Origin of the sequence: Streptomyces sp. JH002, assembly GCF_050916115.1 — a bacterium.
Taxonomy (GTDB): domain Bacteria; phylum Actinomycetota; class Actinomycetes; order Streptomycetales; family Streptomycetaceae; genus Streptomyces; species Streptomyces xiamenensis.
Genome location: NZ_CP087989.1, coordinates 5,025,915 through 5,041,751, shown reverse-complemented (window position 1 = coordinate 5,041,751; position 15,837 = coordinate 5,025,915). Strand labels below are relative to the sequence as shown.

General features: G+C 71.8%; 16 protein-coding genes and 1 pseudogene. 6 read left to right on the top strand and 11 right to left on the bottom strand.

The features are described from left to right. The first annotated feature begins 63 nt into the window (after positions 1 to 63). Together aceE and H7827_RS23160 are read left to right on the top strand one after the other, a co-directional pair. Complete coding sequence (aceE, locus tag H7827_RS23165) at positions 64 to 2,742, top strand: pyruvate dehydrogenase (acetyl-transferring), homodimeric type (RefSeq protein WP_030734583.1); 2,679 nt, start codon at positions 64 to 66, stop codon at positions 2,740 to 2,742. A 76-nt stretch (positions 2,743 to 2,818) separates the two neighbouring features. Beyond that, positions 2,819 to 3,772 carry a helix-turn-helix transcriptional regulator gene (locus H7827_RS23160; protein WP_432747225.1) on the top strand — a complete coding sequence of 318 codons (954 nt, stop codon included), beginning with the start codon at positions 2,819 to 2,821 and terminating at the stop codon, positions 3,770 to 3,772. Here the strand turns inward: H7827_RS23160 and H7827_RS23155 are convergent. Both H7827_RS23155 and H7827_RS23150 read right to left on the bottom strand, forming a co-directional pair. Next, a complete protein-coding gene (locus tag H7827_RS23155) occupies positions 3,763 to 4,248 on the bottom strand; it encodes a DUF5946 family protein (RefSeq protein WP_432747224.1) in 486 nt (161 codons plus the stop codon). The two genes, H7827_RS23160 and H7827_RS23155, sit on opposite strands and share 10 nt — an antisense overlap. A gap of 398 nt (positions 4,249 to 4,646) precedes the next feature. Beyond that, complete coding sequence (locus H7827_RS23150) at positions 4,647 to 6,128, bottom strand: serine hydrolase domain-containing protein (protein WP_432747223.1); 1,482 nt, start codon at positions 6,126 to 6,128, stop codon at positions 4,647 to 4,649. 110 nt (positions 6,129 to 6,238) lie between these two features. Here H7827_RS23150 and H7827_RS23145 point away from each other — a divergent pair, with 110 nt between their 5' ends. Together H7827_RS23145 and H7827_RS23140 are read left to right on the top strand one after the other, a co-directional pair. Next, on the top strand, positions 6,239 to 7,441 hold the full coding sequence (locus H7827_RS23145; RefSeq protein WP_432747222.1) for a sensor histidine kinase: 1,203 nt from the start codon (positions 6,239 to 6,241) through the stop codon (positions 7,439 to 7,441). After that, complete coding sequence (locus tag H7827_RS23140; RefSeq protein WP_432747221.1) at positions 7,432 to 8,082, top strand: response regulator; 651 nt, start codon at positions 7,432 to 7,434, stop codon at positions 8,080 to 8,082. Before H7827_RS23145 ends, H7827_RS23140 begins: the two co-directional genes overlap by 10 nt. A gap of 40 nt (positions 8,083 to 8,122) precedes the next feature. Here the strand turns inward: H7827_RS23140 and H7827_RS23135 are convergent, their stop codons facing one another. Further along, positions 8,123 to 8,569 carry an Lrp/AsnC family transcriptional regulator gene (locus H7827_RS23135; RefSeq protein WP_432747220.1) on the bottom strand — a complete coding sequence of 149 codons (447 nt, stop codon included), beginning with the start codon at positions 8,567 to 8,569 and terminating at the stop codon, positions 8,123 to 8,125. A 140-nt stretch (positions 8,570 to 8,709) separates the two neighbouring features. Between H7827_RS23135 and H7827_RS23130 the strand changes: the two genes are divergently transcribed. Next, positions 8,710 to 9,216: a rhodanese-like domain-containing protein gene (locus H7827_RS23130; protein ID WP_432747219.1), complete on the top strand. Its 507-nt coding sequence runs from the start codon at positions 8,710 to 8,712 to the stop codon at positions 9,214 to 9,216. Positions 9,217 to 9,292: 76 nt separating this feature from the next. Here the strand turns inward: H7827_RS23130 and H7827_RS23125 are convergent, their stop codons facing one another. The 6 genes and pseudogenes from H7827_RS23125 to H7827_RS23100 form a co-directional block, all read right to left on the bottom strand. Further along, positions 9,293 to 9,820, bottom strand: coding sequence for a flavoprotein (locus H7827_RS23125; protein ID WP_432747218.1), 528 nt, complete (start codon positions 9,818 to 9,820; stop codon positions 9,293 to 9,295). 106 nt (positions 9,821 to 9,926) lie between these two features. Continuing rightward, a complete protein-coding gene (locus H7827_RS23120; protein ID WP_432747217.1) occupies positions 9,927 to 10,412 on the bottom strand; it encodes a hypothetical protein in 486 nt (161 codons plus the stop codon). 22 nt (positions 10,413 to 10,434) lie between these two features. Next, entirely contained in the window at positions 10,435 to 11,106 is a 672-nt protein-coding gene (locus tag H7827_RS23115) for a YdcF family protein (protein ID WP_432747216.1), read from the bottom strand. A gap of 29 nt (positions 11,107 to 11,135) precedes the next feature. Further along, a complete protein-coding gene (locus tag H7827_RS23110) occupies positions 11,136 to 11,612 on the bottom strand; it encodes a hypothetical protein (RefSeq protein ID WP_432747215.1) in 477 nt (158 codons plus the stop codon). A gap of 27 nt (positions 11,613 to 11,639) precedes the next feature. Then, entirely contained in the window at positions 11,640 to 12,251 is a 612-nt protein-coding gene (locus H7827_RS23105; protein ID WP_432748083.1) for a DNA-binding protein, read from the bottom strand. A gap of 441 nt (positions 12,252 to 12,692) precedes the next feature. Next, positions 12,693 to 12,902, bottom strand: a pseudogene (locus H7827_RS23100) (helix-turn-helix domain-containing protein); the annotation flags it as partial. Positions 12,903 to 13,662: 760 nt separating this feature from the next. Between H7827_RS23100 and H7827_RS23095 the strand changes: the two are divergent. Further along, complete coding sequence (locus tag H7827_RS23095) at positions 13,663 to 13,881, top strand: hypothetical protein (protein ID WP_200367797.1); 219 nt, start codon at positions 13,663 to 13,665, stop codon at positions 13,879 to 13,881. Between the two features lie 394 nt (positions 13,882 to 14,275). Here the strand turns inward: H7827_RS23095 and H7827_RS23090 are convergent, their stop codons facing one another. Both H7827_RS23090 and H7827_RS23085 read right to left on the bottom strand, forming a co-directional pair. Next, complete coding sequence (locus H7827_RS23090; RefSeq protein ID WP_432747214.1) at positions 14,276 to 15,094, bottom strand: nickel/cobalt transporter; 819 nt, start codon at positions 15,092 to 15,094, stop codon at positions 14,276 to 14,278. Beyond that, positions 15,091 to 15,765, bottom strand: a complete 675-nt coding sequence (locus H7827_RS23085) for a hypothetical protein (RefSeq protein ID WP_432747213.1) — start codon at positions 15,763 to 15,765, stop codon at positions 15,091 to 15,093. The genes H7827_RS23090 and H7827_RS23085 overlap by 4 nt, the downstream gene beginning before the upstream one ends. Positions 15,766 to 15,837: the final 72 nt, after the last annotated feature.

The window sequence follows — 15,837 nt, the reverse complement described above, 5'->3', positions numbered from 1 at the left end:
ACAGTCATCAGCGAACCGTTGTTACACCCGCATGACATTGTCCTGTCCGGAAGGGGGCCACCCATGCCCGATCCCGTACGCCTTCGGCTCTCCGCGCTCGATCAGCTGCCGGATCGTGATCCCGAGGAGACCGCCGAGTGGGGCGCGAGCCTCGACGCCGTGGCCGCCGCCGCCGGCCCGCACCGGGCCGGCCAACTGGTGCGCCGTACGGTGGAGCACGCCCAGGCCAGCGGGATCGATGTGCCCTCGCTGCTGGAGACGGATTACATCAACTCCATCCCCACCGGCGCCGAGCCCGACTTCCCCGGTGACGAGGCCCTGGAGGCCCGCGTCACCGCCTGGAACCGGTGGAACGCCGCCGCGATGGTCACCCGGGGTGCCCGGTACGGCGTGGGCGGCCACATCGCCACCTTCGCCTCCGCCGCCTGGTTGTACGAGACCGGGTTCCAGCACTTCTTCCGCGGCAAGGACGCGGCGGACGCGCCCGGCTCCGGCGACCAGCTGTTCATCCAGGGCCACGCCTCCCCCGGCATCTACGCCCGCGCCTTCCTCGACGGCCGCCTCACCGAGGCGCACCTGGACAACTTCCGCCAGGAGTCGGGCGGCGCCGGCCTGCCCTCGTACCCGCACCCGCGGCGGCTGCCGTGGCTGTGGGAGTTCCCCACCGTCTCCATGGGCATAGGCCCGCTGTCGGCGATCTACCAGGCGCGGTTCAACCGCTACCTGGAGAACCGCGGCATCAAGGACACCTCCGCCTCGCACGTGTGGGCGTTCCTGGGCGACGGCGAGATGGACGAGCCCGAGTCGACCGCCGCGCTGGCGCTGGCCGGGCGTGAGGGTCTGGACAACCTCACCTTCGTCATCAACTGCAACCTCCAGCGGCTCGACGGCCCGGTGCGCGCGAACTTCAAGATCGTGCAGGAACTGGAGGCCCAGTTCCGGGCGGCCGGCTGGAACGTCATCAAGACCCTGTGGGGCTCCGCCTGGGACGACCTGCTGCGGGCCGACACCACCGGCGCGCTGGTACGGCGGCTGCGGGAGGTCCCGGACGCGCAGTTCCAGACGTACGCCACCCGCGACGTCGCCTACATCCGCGACCACTTCTTCGGCACCGACCCGGCGCTGGCCCAGCTGGGCGCCTCGCTGCCGGACGCGAAGATCGCCGAGTGCTTCCACACCTCGCGCGGTGGCCACGAGCCCCGCAAGGTGTACGCCGCGTACCGGGCGGCCGTGGAGTTCAAGGGCGCCCCGACCGTGGTGCTGGCCCAGACCGTCAAGGGCCACACCCTGGGCGACGGCTTCCAGTCGCGCAACGCCAACCACCAGATGAAGAAGCTCACGATGGAGCAGTTCCGCACCATGCGGGACCTGCTGGAGCTTCCCATCCCGGACAGCGAGCTGTCCGGCGACCTGGTGCCCTACGCCCACCCCGGCCCCGACTCCCCCGAGGTGCGCTACCTCCAGGAGCGGCGCGCGGCCCTGGGCGGTCCGGCGCCGGCCCGCCGGGTGCACCAGGTGGTGCTGCCGGAGCCGTCCGAGAAGGCGTTCAAGGCGCTGGAGAAGGGCTCGGGCTCGCAGGAGGTCGCCACCACCATGGTGATCGTCCGGCTGGTCAAGGACCTGATGCGGGAGAAGGAGTCGGGGCGGCGCTGGGTGCCGATCGTCCCCGACGAGGCCCGTACCTTCGGCATGGAGTCGATGTTCCCGTCCGCCGGGATCTACTCGCCGCTGGGCCAGACCTACGAGTCGGTCGACCGCGACCAGCTGCTGCACTACAAGGAAGCCGTCAACGGCCAGATCCTGAACGAGGGGATCACCGAGGCCGGTTCGATGGCCGACTTCACGGCGGCGGCCACGGCGTACGCCACGCACGGCGAGCCGATGATCCCGTTCTACATCTTCTACTCGATGTTCGGCTGGCAGCGCACCGGCGACCAGATGTGGGCGCTGGGCGACCAGCTGGGCCGCGGCTTCATCGTGGGCGCCACGGCCGGCCGCACCACGCTGACCGGTGAGGGCCTGCAGCACGCGGACGGTCACTCGCCGCTGATCGCCTCCACCAACCCGGCGGCGCTGACGTACGACCCGGCGTTCGCGTACGAGGTGGGCGTCATCGTCAAGGACGGTCTGCGCCGGATGTACGGCCCGGACGCCGAGGACGTCTTCTACTACCTGACGGTCTACAACGAGCCGAAGCCGCAGCCCGCCATGCCCGAGGGCGTGGAGGAAGGCATTCTGCGCGGCCTGTACCGCTTCAACGAGGGGCAGGCCCCCTCGGCGGAGGCGCCGCGGGTTCAGCTGATGGCGTCGGGTACGGCCATCCACTGGGTGCTCGAGGCCCAGCGACTTCTGTCCGAGCAGTGGGGTGTGGCCGCCGACGTGTGGTCCGCCACCTCCTGGAGCGAGCTGCGCCGTGACGCCCTGTCCTGTGACGCGGCGCAGCTTCGAGGGGAAGACCGGGTCCCGTACGTGACGCGTGCGCTGCGGGGCGCGCGGGGCCCGGTCCTCGCCGTGAGCGACTGGATGCGGGCGGTGCCCGACCAGATCGGTCAGTGGGTCGAGCAGGACTACTCCTCGCTCGGCACGGACGGCTTCGGCCTCTCCGACACCCGTGAGGCGGCCCGCCGGCACTTCGGCGTGGACCCGCAGTCGATCGTGGTGGCGGCGCTGGACCGGCTGGCCCGGTCCGGTGAGGTCAAGCGCGAGACGGTGCTGGCGGCGCGCGAGGCCTACGGCCTGTAACCGCGTGCGGCCAGCGGGCCCGCCCGCCCCCGGATCGGGGGTGGGCGGGCCCTTCGCCGTTTGTGATGATGGCGGCATGCGAGCCGCCCGCCTGATGAGAGTGGTCCTGCTGCTCCAGTCCCGCCGGACCATGACGGCGGCGGAGCTGGCGGCAGAACTGGAGGTCTCCGAACGCACCGTCCAGCGCGACATCGCCTCCCTGTCGGAGGCGGGCGTCCCGGTGTACGCGGACCGGGGCCGCTCCGGCGGCTACCGGCTGGTCGGGGGGTACCGCACACGGCTGACGGGTCTGGGGCGGGACGAGGCGGAGGCGCTGTTCCTGTCGGGCGTCCCCATGGCCCTGCACGCCCTGGGCCTGGCGGACGCGGCGTCGGCGGCCCGGCTGAAGGTCTCGGCGGCGCTGGTGCCGGACCTGGCGGACGCCTCGGACTCGGCGGCGCAGCGCTTCCACCTGGACGCCCCGGGCTGGTGGCAGCAGGCCGATCCGCCGCCGCTGCTGCCGGTGGTGGCGGAGGCGGTGTGGGACGACGCGGTGCTGCGCGTGGTCTACCGGGAGAAGGAGCGGACGCTGGCCCCGTACGGCCTGATCCTCAAGGCCGGTGTGTGGTACCTGGCCGCGCGGGTGGGGTCCTCGGTGCGGGTCTACCGGGTGGACCGCTTCACCTCGGCCACGGCGACGGGTGAGCGCTTCGAGCGGGAGGACTCCTTCGACCTGCCCGTGTTCTGGGAGGAACGGGCCAGGGAGTTCGCACGCTCGATCCTGCGCGAGACGGTGACGGTGCGCCTCACGGAGGCGGGTGCCCTGGCCCTGCGCCGGGTGACCGACCGTACGGCGGCGGAGGAATCCCTGGCGGCGGCCGGCGCCCCGGACGGGACGGGCCGGGTCACGGTGGTACTGCCGGTGGAGTCCCAGGATGTCGCCTTCGAGCAACTCCTGGCGCTGGGTCCCGAGGCGGAGGTCCTGGCCCCGGCGGATCTGCGCCACCGCTTCGCGGAGGCGACGCGCCGTTCGGCGGCGCTCTACGCCTGACCCGGGGGCCGGCGCGCGTCCTCGCCGGCCAGGGCGGCGAGGGTGGCGGCGGCCCAGGCACTAACTCGCTCCTCGTGGCCGGCGGCCGGAAAGCCGCCGTCCGCGGACACGTCGGCGATGGTGACCCCGAACGTGGTGGGCGCGGGACGCTCCGGCAGTTCCGGCTCCGCCGGCCACGACGGCGTACCGCGCCGCCGGTGGGAGTTGCCCCGGCGCAGCGCGGCGGTCAGTGCGCGGAGCCCTTCCCGTCCCCCGTCGAGGAAGGCCCGGAGCACCACCAGGCGCGGACCCGGCCTGCCGGGTCCGGCGAGGGGATGCCCGGGATGCTGGAGCAGGAAACAGGCGACGGCGACGCCGTGCAGCGGCCCCCACGGCTCCCGTTGGGAATGATCGAGCTCCAGCAGCCGCTCGAACCGTTCCTCACAGCTCGCCCCGGACGTCTCCGCTCCGCATGCCGCGCACCTCGTCACGCTCACCGTCACAGCATGCTCGCCGAAGACCACCGCGCCAACCGGTATATCCCGTGGGCCTGCGGCCGGCGTTCAGAGGACGCGGTTCCCTGCTCGGGCTCCGGGCTCCGGGCTCCGGGCGCCGGGCGAGGAGGCCGTCACCGCGATGGTGCGGCGCAGCAGGCCGGTGAAGTCCCGGCGCATGGCGGCCGGATCGAGGCACTCGCGTCATGGCAGTCACCGCCTCCTCCTGGCATGGGCACGAGCCGGGCGTTGGACGGCTCGGTTACGGCTGGGTGACGACGTAGTGCCAGGGCGCGGCGAGCGCCTCCTCGCGGGCTCCGGTGAGGGCCCGGATCGCCGGTGTTCCGCTCAGGGTGAGGGCCCGGCGGAGCGGGTGCGGTCTTCCCCGGACGGAACACGGATCAGGTAACCGGCAGGAACGCGCGGGGAGCGGACGCCGGTTCCCGGGCCGTGAGCCATGCGAGGGCACGGGCGAGCAGGAGCACCGTGCAGGCCAGGGCGGTGGCGGCGGCCCAGATGACCAGGGCCGGCCAGACGTACAGCAGTTGACCGAGGGTTCCGGCCCGGTTCATCAGCAGGCCGGCGAGGTCGGTGAGCCCGTAGAGCAGCGCGGGCCCGAGCGTGTAGGGCAGCAGCCGCAGCGCGGTGCGCCACCGGGGGCGGGCCGCGGCGCGGGCGGCCCAGCGGCGGGCGCGGAGGGCGCCGCGCACGGCCAGGCCGAGGGCGAGCAGGGTCAGGGCGGCCAGGAGGTAATCGGCGGTCATGCTGAACGGTTCGCCGGTGCCGGGATCCCGGCCGTGGGCGAGGCCGATGAGGCCGTCGGTGATCACCGCCGCATCGTCGCCGGAGACCATGCCGGTGTTCGTGACCACGGCGAGGCTAATGCCCTGTTCCGGCAGCAGGGTCTGGAGCGCGTTGTGGGTGAGGAGTTGGCCACTGTGCTGGAGGACCGGCGGACCGTCGCCCTCCCGCGCGTCCGACCAGCCCATGGCGTACCGCTCGCCGTCCGGCGGGGTGTGCAGGGTGTCGAGTCCGGCCGGGGAGAGCACGCCGCCCCCGTCACGCTGCGCGATGAGCCACTGGGCGAGGTCGTCGGCCGAGGCGAGGACGCCGAAGGCGCCGGCGACGAACCAGCGGGGGTGATCGGCGGCGAACACCTGACCGTAGGCGCGGACGTGACCGCGGGCGTGGTCGGGCATGTCGTCGGTGGTGTCGACGCTGCGCGCATCGGCCATGCCCAGCGGGGTGAACACCTCATCGCTGAGGTAGTCGGCGTACGGCCGGCCGCTGACCGACTCCACCAGGCGGGCGGCCACGGCGTAGTTGGGGTTGTGGTAGTTCCAGGTGGTGCCGGGCTCGGTGGCCAGCCGGGCGGAGCCGAGTGCCGCCACGGCCTCCCGGAGGGTGTGCGGCTGGGGGCGGCGCAGATCGGGGTGGGCGGAGTCGGCCATGCCGGAGGTCTGGTTGAGGAGTTGCCGGACAGTGATCCGCCCGGCCCGCTCGTCGGCCATGGTGAACTCCGGAACGTACTGCCGTACCGGCTCGTCCAGTGCTACCTCGCCCTCCTCCACCAGGCGCAGCACCGCCATCGCCGTCATGGACTTCGACAGCGACGCGATGGGCATCGGTGTGTGCGCGGTGAGATCCTCACCGGCGGCGGAGCGACCGTATCCGGCGGTGTGCACCACCTCCCCTTCCCGGGTGACGGCCACGGTGGCGCCGGGCAGCCCGGTGCGGTCCAGATAGCCGTGGAGGTAGGAGTCGATGGCGGTGGGGGTGAGGGCGGCGGGGCGGGGGCCGCTGTCGGCTGCCACCGCCGCCGGGCCGACTGCCAGGGCGGCGCAGGCCACTGCCAGGACGGCGAGGAGAGAACGCGAGGTCATGTCCCTCATTGCAGCGGCACGGCGGGGGCGGGCGCATGGGCGTACGGGGGAGGAAAAAGGTAGTGCCCGCACTACCGACCGGGGGCGGCGGCGGCGTTAGCGTCTTGCCCATGCGTCCCCGTACCGCCTGGCAGGCCCTCTCCCACGCGCCGCTGTCGTTCCCGCTCACCGGCTGGCCGTGGCGGACGGCCGCCTATCTGCTGTCCGGGGTGGTCTTCGGCGCGGTGGCGGGCGGCGTGCTGCTCGCTCTCACCGCGCTCGGCCTGGTGACGCTGGTGCCACTGCTGGCCGTGGCCCTGTCCGGGATTCTCGTCGCCCGCGTGGAACGGCAGCGGCTGCGGCTGGTGGACCCCGAGCCCGTACCCGACCCGCACCGTGCACCGCACGCGCCCGGCGCACGGGCCTGGCTGGCCACCCGGCTGCGGGAACCGGCGACCTGGCGGGAGCTGGGTTTCACGGCGGTGTCCCTGACGGCGTTGTGGTGGATGGATGTGCTGGTGCTGGCGTTCGCACTGGTGCTGCCGGTGCTGCTGATGCTGTCGCCGGTGGACGACCCGGGGGCCTGGCCCTGGCTGGTGATCGGGGTGTGTCTGCTGCCTGCCGCCCCGTACACCATCGCCGCCTGGGCGGGCGCGCGGGCGACGCTGGCCCGGCTGATGCTGATGCCGCGCGACGGGGAGCTGGGCAGGGAACTGACGGAGGTGCGGGCGTCCCGGGCCCGGATCGTGGACGCCTTCGACGCGGAACGGCGGCGCATCGAGCGGGACCTGCACGACGGCGCGCAGCAGCGGCTGGTCTCCGTCGGGGTGATGCTGGGGATGGCGCAGCTGGACGCCGAGCCGGGGTCCCCGGTCGCGCGACGGCTGGCGGCGGCCCGCGAGGAGGTCGGGGTGGCGGTCGGGGAACTGCGGGAGCTGAGCAGGGGTGTGCACCCGGCCGCGCTCACCGATCACGGCCTGGCGGCGGCGGTGGAGAACCTCACGGCGCGTTCGGTGCTACCCGTGGCGGTGGACATACGGCTGCCGCACCGGCCGTCGGCCGGGGTGGAGAGCGCCGCGTACTTCGTCGTCGCCGAGGCGTTGGCCAACGCCGCCAAGCACAGCGGGGCCACCACGGTCGGCGTGCGGGGGCGGCTGCACGCCGACCTGCTGGTGCTCTCGGTCCGCGACGACGGGGTGGGCGGGGCGGACCCGGCGCGCGGCGGCGGCCTGGTGGGGCTGGCGGACCGGGTGGCCGCAGCTGACGGGCGGCTGCGGCTGTCCAGCCCGGCCGGTGGTCCTACCCTGGTGCAGGTGGAGATCCCGTGTCGTTGACTGTGGTGCTGGCCGAGGACTCGCCACTGCTGCGGGACGGCCTGGTGGGCGTGCTCTCCCGGTTCGGGCACCGGGTGGTGGCGGCCGTCGGGGACGCGGAGGCCCTGGTGGCGGCGGCGCGCGCGCACGGTCCCGACATCGTGGTGACGGACGTACGGATGCCGCCGGGGAACGGGGACGACGGGCTGCGGGCGGCGGTGGCACTGCGCGGGGAACGGGCCGGGCTGCCGGTCCTGGTCCTCAGCCAGTACATGGAACAGTCCTACGCCGCCCACCTCCTGGACCTGGGCGGCGGCCCCGGCGGCATCGGCTATCTGCTGAAGGACCGGGTGAGCGCGGTGGCCGAGTTCGCGGACGCGGTCGAGCGGGTGGCGGGCGGGGCCACGGTGCTGGACCCGGAGGTGGTGCGCGGGCTGATGCGCAGACAACGGGATCCGCTGGAGCGGCTGACGGCGCGCGAACGCGAGGTGCTGGGGCTGATGGCTGAGGGCCGTTCGAACGGCTCGATCGCCCGCGAACTGTTCGTCAGCGAGGCGGCGGTGCTCAAGCACGTCGGCGCGATCCTGCAGAAGCTGGACCTGCCGGTGGACGGCGAGAGCCACCGCCGGGTGCTGGCGGTGCTGGCGTACCTGCGGGGTTGAGGCGCGGCGGGGCGGCGGGCCGTGTCAGGGGCGGACGGTCTCAGGGGCGGACGGGGCGCCGGGGCAGCGGGGAGGAGTACACGACGCTGGTCGTCACCGGGCCCAGGCCACTGATGCGTCCGGAGATCTCCTCCAGGTGGCGCATCGAACGCGCCGCGACCTTGATGACGAAACAGTCGTCCCCCGTCACGTGGTGCGCCTCCAGGATCTCCGGCATCGCCGCGACGAGGTCGTGGAAGGGCTTGTAGTTGCTGTGCGGATAGCGCAGCCGCACGAACGCCAGGATCGTGAGGCCGACCTTCTCCGGATCCACGACCGCCGCGTAGCCGCTGATGACGCCGGCCTCCTCCAGCCTGCGCACGCGTTCGGTGACGGCGCTGGCGGACATGGAGACCGCGCGTGCGAGGTCGGCGAAGCTGGCGCGGCCGTCGTGCTGGAGGGCGTCGAGGATGCGCCGGTCGGTGTCATCGAGGGAAAGCACGGTCATCAGGGAGAAGTACCACGGATTCTCCGGCCACAACAACCGAGTGCCGTGGATTCCTCCTTCAACAGGCGGGAGGAGCGCCGTAGATTCACGGTTGTCGTGAACGAACCGGCCGCCCACCCGCCCGGCATCAGGAAAGGCCCATGCCCATGCCCATGCCCATGCCCATGCCCGTCACCACCACCGGCATCGCCGCCAACCCCGTCCTGCGCGTGCCCGCCGCCGCCCCCGCCGAGGCGGCGGCCCACTTCCGCGCCGCGCTCCGTTTCCAGACGGATGTGTCCGACGTCGCCGCCGCGCTGGGCAGCGGCGACCCGGGGTGCGTGGTCCTCGACTGCCGCTCCACGGCGTCCTGGAACCAGGGCCACATCCCCGGCGCGCTCCACCTGCCGACCGCGCTGATATCCGAGCGCGCGACGGAACTCCTCGACCCCTCGGTGCCCGTCGTCACCTACTGCTGGGGCCCCGGCTGCAACGGCGCCACCCGTGCCGCCCTGGCGCTGGCCGAACTCGGCCACTGCGTGAAGGAGATGATCGGCGGTTTCGAGTACTGGGTGCGCGAGGGCTTCGCCTACGAGACGGAGCAGGGCACCGCGCGCCGCGATGCCGACCCGCTGACCGCCCCCGTCACGGAAGCCTGCGGCTGCTGACCCGGTGCCGCCGGGCCCGGGACGGCTCCGGGCGCGAGAACCCCGTACCCGGAGCGGTCCCGGCGGGCAAGGTGGATCACAGGGCGGCCAGGGCTTTGCGCCAGGGGAAGGCCGCCGGCCTGCCCCGCTTGGGCAGGTGCGGGGTGTAGTGGTCGAGGTCCGGACCGGTGAGCACTCGGACACCCTGCTGCCGCAGTGTCTCAATGCTGCGCGGCACGGCCGGCTGTGCGGCCTGCGCCTGGTTGAAGTACGGCACGGCGACCACCGGCACCCCCAGATGCACGCCCTCCGAAACCAGCCCGATGGCCAGGGTGTCCGCGATGCCGTGGCCCCACTTGTTGAGACTGGTGCAACTCAGCGGCGCCACCAGCATGGCGTCGGCGGGCGGAAGCGCATCGGCCTCCCAGGGCAGCTTGTACTGCGACCGTACGGGATGCCCGGTCAGCTCCACCAGCTCCGGCATCCGCGCCTCCCACCATCGGGCGGCGGAAGGTGTCAGCACCAGGCACACATCCCACCCGGCCGTCTGCGCCGCACGGACCCCGTCATCGATGTCCCGAGTGGGCCCGGCGGCGCACCCGATCAGATACAGCACCCGTGTCATGCACGCAGTCCACCGCGTTGCGCCATCGCGTGCAAGCCCCCTCACTGCCGACACCGTCCGGCGCCTGCTTCCCCCGGCGATTCGATGCACCCTGGAACGGATCAGGTCAGCCGGCGCGACGGGCTCCCCCGGGCCAGATCACCTCCACTGTCAGCCCCGCTTCCCGGGCCTGCTCCACGACATCAGCCGTGCCGCCCTTGCCGGTGGGAGGTGCCCCGTCCCAGACGGCGATCAGCCGGTCGGCTCGCTCCAGCAGAACGGCGTTGGCCGCCACGTAAGCGTCCCGACCCGCACTGTCGTAGGGCATGACCAGAATCTCGCCGGCCGCCGCACTCAAGCGATCGAAGTCCGCCGCATGGCCGGGCTTCACCTTCGCCTGCCGGTAGTCCCGCGAGGGAACGACGACGACCAGCTTTCCGCCGAGTTCGAGCACCACGTCCGCGAAGAGCGAGTCCGCACCCCTCGCAATGCAGGAGATGCCCACCAGCCCACTCCCCGCATGCGGAGCGATCGCCTCGCGAAGCGCCGTCCGCACCAACGGAAGGGTGTCATCGGCCAGATCCATGTGCCCGGTTACCGCGATCACTATCATGGTCAGCTCCAATCTTCCCGGCTCAACGGGTCAGGAGCCGGCTGGTGAAGCCATCCGCGATGAGGGACAGATAGGCTTCGTGCACATCTTGAGGTACTTCCTGGTCGATGGCGAACCCGAGCGCCGGATACTCCATCACCCGCTGGAGATCCCCCACGAGCATGTCGATGACCAGCTTTTCGTCGCCGATGCTCGCCAGATAGGCGTCGAATTCCATGGGCTCCGAGGAGCAGATCACCTCGACCTCGGGCCAGACCTTACGCGCCGTGGCATAGGAACGCCGTTCCATATAGGGCTTGGAGATCAGCAGCAGTCTCTCCGGCTTGATCCCTGCCGCGCCCAGCAGGTCGCGGGAGAACGCGATGTTCTGTCCGGTGTTTCCTGCCCTGGGCTCCAGCAGAATCGCTTCGGGCGGTACACCCAGGCTGAGCGCGTGCTCCCGGAAATGTACGGCCTCCCCACGCGGAAAGCGGGCGCGGGTCGTAGGACTGTTGCCCCCACTGAACACCAGCGCCGGGAAGAGCCCGGCGCGATACAACTCGGCCGCGAACCCGGCGACCCCGAGGTCATGACTGCCCAGCCCGATGGCGGCATCGCAAGGCCGCACTTCGTGACGCAGCTGGTGGTAGTCCCAGATCAGTCCGGCCCGCCGCCTTTCGTCCTCGCCGATGATGTCCTGCTTGTCGTCCGTCACGCGATCTCTCCTGGTCACCGCCACCGCACTCAGCCACGGGTGGCGCCCTGCGGCCAGATGATGTCAAAGGGGACGCCCATCCGTTCCGCGTAGGCAACGACGTCGGCGGTCCCGCCATATCCGCGAGCCGGTTGGCCATCCCAGACGGCGATCAGCCGGTCGGCCAGCCCGACGAGAACTTCACTTCCTGCCATGTGAGCCTGAGAATCGGAGGTTTCCCTGCCGGTGTGATGGGCTGTGGTCGCCCTGTCCAGGAGTTCGTCATAGACAGGGTGATGCCACGGAGGCAGACCGACGCGGTACTGAGCCGCCGGCACCACCACTTCGAGTCGCCCGCCATGTTCCAGCACCAGCTGAGCGAACCAGCTGTCCGGGCCGTCCGCGATACAAGAAAGGCCGACGAGCTCACCGGGCGCGTATTTCTCGATCTCCTCCCGGAGGGCCGCCCGAATGCGCTGTCCGACCTCCTCGGGAAGTCCACGGTGACCCGTGATTCCGACGCGCATTTCCATGTCCTTTCGCCTGGCCGTCCTTCATAGGTAAACATCATGCAATCGCTCGTCGAAATCCCGCACGATCTTTGCCGGTGTGCGCGAGGTGTAAGCCCGACGCAGGCTCCGGGCTTGCTCGACAACGCGACCTGATCGGTAACGAAGCCCAGTCTCCAGTGCTTTGACCCCCAGGGCGAATGCCGTATCGATCCTCCCTGAGGCCAGATGTCCCCGGGCCAGGTCCAGAACCAGGAGTGCCCGCTGCTTGTCGTGCCCCGAGGCAAGGGCGGCAGTGGCGGCGCACTGAGCCTCTTCCACCCACTCCGCAAGCCCCAGTCGTGCCCCACAGGACAGGCGGCAAGCGGCCACTTTGCTGCGGTCAAAGGTGAAAACCCAGGGCCACGGTGGTGGTTCCTCCATCGGGATGTGTCCGACCGCCTCCGATGCGGCACGCAGAGCCTTGTCCGCAGACGAAGGCGATCCCGCCTCGGCATGGGTCAGCGCTTCGACAGTGGGCAGCCAGGCATCGACGATCGCGGGGCGTTCACGACCGAGCAGGCGGCGCGCTGTGCTGAGGTGCTTCATACCCTGAGCGGAATTTCCGACGCTCGCCTCCAGTTGGGCGAGGCTGCCCAGCTGGTAGGCGGTCAGCATGCGGTTTCCCGATCTGCGGGCGCCGGAGATTCCTGCTCCGTACCACCTGCGCGCGGATCCCAAATCGCCCATATCCCAGGAGAGCCAGCCTGCCAGGCCGGCTACCTCACTCCCGGCAGCCGCGAGAGGTGAACGGTCCGCATCTGCTTCAGCCTCTGCGGCGATGGTCTGCGTCAAACGGAGATGAGCCAGAGTCGGTTCGATCAGATGCCGCGAGGATGTCGTACCGTCCATGCGTCTGAATGCGTTGGTCGCGAGCCGAAGCACTGTTGCCTGTCCGTCGTCGGACATCGCTCGGCCGGCGCCGAGAGCGGTGAGGGCCGGTGCGGCTGCTACCACCGCGCCTGCGGCCAGGAGGTTGCGGCGGTCCACCCCGGTTCCGGCCCCGGGAAGGGGAGGAACCACAGCCCGGTCCGCGAGGCCCACGAACCGTGGGGGAATGCCAAGGTGCGCAGCAACCCTGGCCAGAACCGTCATATCGTACGATCCATTTCCGTGGCTCTCCCAGCGTGAAACGGCTGACTGGCTGATCCCGCACGCCTCTCCCAGTTGGCGCTGTGACATTCCGGCCTTGGTCCTGGCCAGGCGCACAACGCGGCCGAAGTTGCGCGAACGTGCCGCTCCTTGAATCGCCTGAGTCGACCAGTCCATTCGATGTGCCCTCACAGGAGTTTTATAGCCCGGCTGCGGTTCCTCATGACGGTTTATGCACATGACGCATACCCATATGCGGATCCCGGGTGGTGGCTGGTCCACCACTTCCCCGGGGCGGTTTGGTCATTTCACTACCCGCCGTCAAGAGACGGATACCCCTCGTCATGGGCTCCCGTCTCCAGCGAGAGGAATGACCGTGCCGAACGTGATGTCTCCGTCGTGGATGCCTCCCGATCGAGAGGGGATCCGGTCCCTTCCCTGCGGGAGGTGGTTCGACGCCGTGCGGGTGGACGGGGCGCTGGGGGAACGGGCTGTTGCCGCGTTCGGTGGGCAGTCGCGGGGGGGTGGTCGGGGACTTCGCCCGGGGGGGTGGTGACCTGGTTGGTCTTCCCGGGGGCGGCGGACGGTTGGCGGCTCGCCGGTGTGGTGGTGCTGGGAAGTGGCCAAGTGGTGGAGGTGCCGCCCGCCGCGTGGGTGGCGGGGTCCGGGCACGGGGTGCGGTGGGTGGTGCCGGTACGGGGGGGGCCGGGCTCACGGACGGGCAGGCGCTGTACGAGGCGCTGGTGGCGACCGGGGAGCCCTCGTGCGGGCTCGGGGCGCAGCGGTGTGAGCCCGTGGGCGGACGGCTGGTGGTGGTCGCGGACATAGGGGGGAACCGGCTGGTGTACGCGTGCTCGCCGTGTGTGGAGCGGTTCGGGTTGCTGCCGGCGGCGCTGCATCCGGTGGGTGGGCGGCCGGGGATCCGGAGGGTTCCCCGGTGAACGGGGTGTGGGTGCGGGCGGTGGAGATCGGGGCGGACACGGTCATGGTCGGGGATGTCGTCACCGTGGGCGGGCGGCAGTTGATGGTGGCCGACCTGGTGTCCGTGCCGGGTGGGCGGCGGCTGCACTTCGCCAGTGGGGAGGTGCTGGTGTTGCATCAGCACTCGCGGTTGACGGCGACGCGGTCGGGTCCGTACCGGCGGACGAAGCGGTGAGCGTTCACGCCCGGCCGATGCCGCCCCGGCGAGGTGGGGGCACCTCCCGGCCGGAGGCTGGGGGAAGTTCGGAGTGGGTGCTCGGGCGGTGCTGGTTGTGGTGCGGGAACCGGCACACCTGGGTGGTGTGGCTCGGGCCGGCCCGTACGACCGGCTACCACGCGTCGTTCTATGCCTGTGAGCCGTGCGTCGACCGGCTGCATCACACGATCATCGACTACGCCGACGCCATGGTCGACGCTCCGGTTGATGGGGAGGGGATACGGGTTCCGTTGTACGTCGGGGCCTCCGATCCGGTGCGGCCCCCGCCGATCACGTATCGGCGGGGGCGGCACCGGCGGCCACGGACCGCCCTCGGACGGTTGTGGGGGCGGGTCGTCAGCGGCCGGGAGGGTCAGCCGGTCAGGACGGAGACGGCGGCGAAGAGGTAGAGGCAGCCGCCGGCGGTGACCGCTCCGCCGGCGATGGCCGGGGTCCAGGCGGAGACGGTGGCGGCCAGCCGGGAGCCGCCCGCGCGGCCGGCCAGCAGCGTACGGCCGCGCACCGTCAGCACGCCGACGCCCGTGAGGGTGACGGCCATGCCCACGCCGAAGGCCAGGACCAGGATGACGGCGTTGAGGGAGCGGCCGGTGAGCATGCCGCTGACCAGGACCAGGAAGGCCGAGGGGGACGGCAGCAGGCCGCCGGAGATGGCGATGGCCGTCAGGCCCCGGCGGGACCACGGGGAGGTCTCCGGGATGTCGTGGCTGTGGTCATAGCCGTGGGCGTGCGCGTGCGCGTGGTCATCCCCGTGCGCGTGGTCATGCGCGTGGGCATGGGCGTGCGCTTGCACGTGCTGTCGGCGTCGGGCGCGCAGGTGGCGGTGGAGCAGGTGGGCGCCGACGCCGATCACCACCAGGCCGGCGGCGGCCTGGAGGCAGGCCGTGACGGTCTCGGTCGCGAACCCGGCCGCCCCGGTCATCCCGACCCAGGCTCCGGCCAGCAGCAGCACGGACAGGGTGTGCATGAGCGCGACGATCACCCCCAGCCGCAGCGCGTCCCGGTAACGCCCGCGCACCCCCACCAGATAGGCGGCGGTGATGCTCTTCCCGTGCCCCGGGGCCACCGCGTGCGCGGCGCCGACGCCCAGGGCCACCAGCAGCGCGACCCAGAAGGCCGCCCGGCCGTCGAAGAGGGCGATCAGTTTGCCGTCCAGGCTGTTGAGGTCGGTCATGAGCGTGCCCTCCCGGCCCGCCGCCGGCCGATCACGACCCAGGCCACGGCGCCCGCCATGATGGCGGCGGCCGTTCCGGCGGCCACGGCGAGACCGGGGGTGGCCAACACACCTGCGGACCAGGAGAAGTTCATCCGCCGGGTGGTGTCCGTGGCCGTGAGCAGGGTGCTCCTCGGGTCGGCGGGGGTCTCGGCGGTGAGCATGGTGCGGTACGCCTCGTTGAGGTCGGAGAGCGCGCCGATGGTCACCTCCACCTCCCCCACGTCCCGCGGGCAGCGGTAGGTCAGCCGGGCGCCCTCGGCCAGCAGGTCGTCCATCGAGGTCAGTTCGCCCTCGCAGCGGCTGCCGTCCTGGGTGATGTAGATCTGGTCGAGCAGGTACGCCCTCACGTCCTGCGAGCCTCGCAGTTTCTGCTCGCCGGTGAGGGTGGTGGAGACGGTCCCGGTGGCGGGGTCCTCCAGGGCTCCCAGGGCCTGGCCGAGCGCGACCCAGTCGTCCTCGGCGGCGCGCCAGGCGATGGAGACCGTCGCGCCGTCCGCGCTGATGGTGGCGGTGGACGGCGGGCCGAAGGGGTGGGCGGCGGCGGGCGGGGCCGCCGGGCCGGCGGTGGCCCAGAGAATGGCCGCCGCCGCGGTGGCGGCCAGCGCGGGCAGCCGGGTGCGGTGGGTCACGGTCACGGTGTTCGTCGGTCTCCCGGGGTGGACGCGGTACGGGTCGCGGGGGCTGTCGTGCCCCCACGGCCC

Excerpts from the sequence above, each read along its gene's own strand:
- H7827_RS23110 (WP_432747215.1), bottom strand. The coding sequence starts at position 11,612 with ATGCGCGTCGGAATCACGGGTCACCGTGGACTTCCCGAGGAGGTCGGA.
- H7827_RS23090 (WP_432747214.1), bottom strand. The coding sequence starts at position 15,094 with ATGACCGACCTCAACAGCCTGGACGGCAAACTGATCGCCCTCTTCGAC.
- H7827_RS23160 (WP_432747225.1), top strand. The coding sequence starts at position 2,819 with ATGCGAGCCGCCCGCCTGATGAGAGTGGTCCTGCTGCTCCAGTCCCGC.
- H7827_RS23145 (WP_432747222.1), top strand. The coding sequence starts at position 6,239 with ATGCGTCCCCGTACCGCCTGGCAGGCCCTCTCCCACGCGCCGCTGTCG.
- H7827_RS23150 (WP_432747223.1), bottom strand. The coding sequence starts at position 6,128 with ATGACCTCGCGTTCTCTCCTCGCCGTCCTGGCAGTGGCCTGCGCCGCC.
- H7827_RS23135 (WP_432747220.1), bottom strand. The coding sequence starts at position 8,569 with ATGACCGTGCTTTCCCTCGATGACACCGACCGGCGCATCCTCGACGCC.
- H7827_RS23105 (WP_432748083.1), bottom strand. The coding sequence starts at position 12,251 with ATGCTGACCGCCTACCAGCTGGGCAGCCTCGCCCAACTGGAGGCGAGC.
- aceE (WP_030734583.1), top strand. The coding sequence starts at position 64 with ATGCCCGATCCCGTACGCCTTCGGCTCTCCGCGCTCGATCAGCTGCCG.
- H7827_RS23120 (WP_432747217.1), bottom strand. The coding sequence starts at position 10,412 with ATGATAGTGATCGCGGTAACCGGGCACATGGATCTGGCCGATGACACC.
- H7827_RS23130 (WP_432747219.1), top strand. The coding sequence starts at position 8,710 with ATGCCCATGCCCATGCCCATGCCCATGCCCGTCACCACCACCGGCATC.
- H7827_RS23125 (WP_432747218.1), bottom strand. The coding sequence starts at position 9,820 with ATGACACGGGTGCTGTATCTGATCGGGTGCGCCGCCGGGCCCACTCGG.